Raw genomic sequence first — 3,054 nt, 5'->3', positions numbered from 1 at the left:
CGTTGTAATTTGTTGTCAGCACTTTACAATTATGAGTTAGCTTTCAGGTCTAAAATTCAAAACCTTTAATTATAACATAGATTTTTTTTGCAAGAGGTCTAATAACCAATCACCAATAACCAATAACCAATCACCAATAACCAATCACCAATAACCAATCACCAATAACCAATCACCAATAACCAATCACCAATAACCAATCACCAATAACCAATAACTAATAATTAATTGAGCGAAACTTGCCAACCTTTTTCTGCTTTTTTTAGCTGGAGAGAAGTGCAGGATTGCAAAAATTTAGGAAATTTTTTGCCGAGATTAAAGTCCTTAATTATTTGGGTAATTTGTTTGCCGTATTGTCTGTGAAATTCGCTGCCTACATTGGAGAGAAATACCGAATTATCAGGAGAGTTGCCGGTTAAGTCGCTAACTATTTTTACCAGTGCTTTTTCCAAGTCTTCCAAAGAATTAATATCTGTCAATCTGGCAGGTGCTGTCGCGGTGTTATTCAGATTTTCTTTGTTAAGTATTGGCGGTGGGGGCGACAATTTCACATCAAAAAGAGTGACATAAGTTTGAGAAGTTTCTGATGGTTTGTGGACGACAAACTCGGTCGGATATTTGAGAAATATATCCCTGGTTTTACTGCCGAGCAAATGCTCTGCAACAACTTGATTGAGAACTAAACCGTAATTATCCCTAAATAAAGCTGAAACGGTAGAAAGCTTGATCCACTGAGCAGAGGTGCGTTCTTGCTCTTTTTTAATTAAATTTTTGAGCTGAGTAACTAATTGCTCTACGGGTGTAATTTCCGGTATAATTACGAGGGAATGGGTTTCAACTTGTCCGGTTTGGCTGTTTAAAACTATGATTTTATCTATTTGCTTGCGGACTTGAAATACTGTTAATCCGTGAGCTTGCAGTGTATTGCTGAGGTGAGTGAGGGCGCGATCGGACGAACAGACAAAAATCTCTTTAGCTGTGGGATAATGTACGAAAATCGATGCGCCGACTGTAGCCATTTTTAAGTCGGCGCTGTCTTTGCCGGGAGGGACGTGAATCAGTTGATAGCCGCGCTGGTGAAATTCGGCATCTTTTTTGCCCATACTGCGCCAGTTGGCAAAGGCAACTTTGATTTGGATGGGATAGTGGCAAATTCCCTCTAGGAATTTTTCGGTTTCGATGCTGAGTTGCAAGTTTTCGACATCTAGCAGCAAGATAGCAATGCCGACAGGAAGCGAATTTGTTTGGTTGGTGGGAGTTGGAGGTTTAGACGAAACTGAGTTTTGTGATTTAGCTGGTGCTGTTTGGGATTCGGCTAGCTGCTCAATTCTGGCAAATAATTTGCTGAATTGAGGTGAATTAATGAATTCTGGAACTAGCAGAATTTGTAGGTATTTTTGGGCAGTCAGCAGCAGGGAATCTGTATCGCTGGCTACTCTGAAACTTTTTGTCAATTTTCCAATCAAAACTGACTGAAAATCAGGTTTTGCCCAGGGGGTGTTCCTGTATTTTTCAGCTATCCATTCGGGATGCTTTTCCTGAATGGAAATTAGTGTTTGAGCGATATAGCGACTGATGGCGCTGAATGCGGGAGATTCTTCAGTCGCCAGCAAGGGAGTTCGATCGGGCATGGCCCTCTACAATGCGGGATGCTGTTTCAATTTATCACAATTCTACTTTCTCGCTGGGAGTTGGACGATCGCCCGCCAAATTAAACCGGCGGCAATTAATGCCAATCCTGTCAGCCAAATTTGCCTCTCCACCCAGAAAGCCAGAAACAGACAACTCCCCAAACCCACCCAAGCCAACCACTGCGGGTAAAGCCTTTCGGCGGCGGAAAGTTGCAGCGCGGCGAGGTTGGTGATAGCGTAGTATATCAAAACGCTAAAAGCGCTGAACGACCAAGTGGTTTTGACATCGCCGACGAGGATTAAAAGTGCGATCGTAACTTCGACAACTACCACAGCCACGTAAGGCGTTGTCCCCGAAGGATTCAGCCGCGCCAAGACTCTCGGCATATCCAGACGCCGCCCCATCGCCAGCCAGACGCGCGACAGCCCTAAAATTAAGTTCAGCAAGACTCCCAACATAGCGGTAATTGCACCGACAGCTAGCAGTTGAGAAACTCCTGGAATTGCAAAACTTCGGGCGATGACTTCCAGGGGTGCAGTCGTGCCGCCTGTTTGTAAAGACAATTTACCGACTCCCCCCGTGCCCGCGACCACTACTGCTACCGCCAAGTAAAGCAGCATTGTCAGCACCAAATTGAAAATTATGGCTTTGGGAATGGTTTGCCTCGGTTCGCGCACTTCCTCGCTCATTGTAGTGATGCGGGCGTAACCGCTATAAGCGACAAACATCAGGGCGGTGGCGTGGAGGATGGAGCCGATCGAGCTATCATTCTGTACGGTGGCCATTTCCCACCTTACCTCTGGCAAACCAGCAGCAATAAACACAGCCAAGGATAAAAGTGTAACTGAGACTATGGCAGTATTGGCAATATTCGATCGCCTAATTCCCATCAATACAATTAAAGTGAGGGTGGCGACGGCGACTAAAGCTGTTAGGATCGGGTAAGTGCGATCGGCTAAACCAACTGCATTTAAAAAATACCCCGCAAAACCCAAAGCAGCAGTAGCCGCAGAAGCCGTTTTAGCCAACAAAAACATCCAGCCCGCCGTAAAACCCAGCCAAGGATTGAGATATTTGTAGCCATATTCATAAGTACCGCCGCTAACAGGATGACTCGCCGCTAATTGAGCGCTGTTAAGGCCATTGCAAACAGCAACTAAAGCAGCAATACCCACAGCCAAAATCACTCCCGGCCCCGCAATTTCCGCTGCAATCCCGATACTCACAAATACTCCCGTGCCAAGAATCGAACCCAGGCCCATGAGAGTAGCGCCGAAAACACCCAATTCTCGCTTAAGCAGTGGTGAAGACATAACTATAGCGGTTTTCTGTTCAGTGCCATACTGATATTAGCAGGACTAAAGCTTTTGTCACGTTGAAACAGGTTTGTAGTTGCGCTTCAGCGCCGGCCGGCGCTGAAGC

General features: G+C 45.5%; 2 protein-coding genes. Both read right to left on the bottom strand.

What is annotated here, in order from left to right; genetic code table 11:
• Nucleotides 1-224: 224 nt before the first annotated feature.
• Nucleotides 225-1,631 carry an NYN domain-containing protein gene (locus QUA56_RS10010; protein ID WP_333356549.1) on the bottom strand — a complete coding sequence of 469 codons (1,407 nt, stop codon included), beginning with the start codon at nt 1,629-1,631 and terminating at the stop codon, nt 225-227.
• Nucleotides 1,632-1,673: 42 nt separating this feature from the next.
• Nucleotides 1,674-2,945 (bottom strand): APC family permease, encoded by a 1,272-nt coding sequence (locus tag QUA56_RS10005; RefSeq protein WP_333356546.1) that lies wholly within the window; start codon nt 2,943-2,945, stop codon nt 1,674-1,676.
• Nucleotides 2,946-3,054: the final 109 nt, after the last annotated feature.

Source organism: Microcoleus sp. N3A4 (genome assembly GCF_036701805.1).
Classification (GTDB): domain Bacteria; phylum Cyanobacteriota; class Cyanobacteriia; order Cyanobacteriales; family Microcoleaceae; genus Microcoleus.
Note: the sequence above shows the minus strand (reverse complement) of the source record. Positions and strands in the feature narration are given on the sequence as shown.

Bases quoted from the DNA above. Each gene is read 5' to 3' on its own strand.
- QUA56_RS10010 (WP_333356549.1), bottom strand. From the start codon at position 1,631: ATGCCCGATCGAACTCCCTTGCTGGCGACTGAAGAATCTCCCGCATTC.
- QUA56_RS10005 (WP_333356546.1), bottom strand. From the start codon at position 2,945: ATGTCTTCACCACTGCTTAAGCGAGAATTGGGTGTTTTCGGCGCTACT.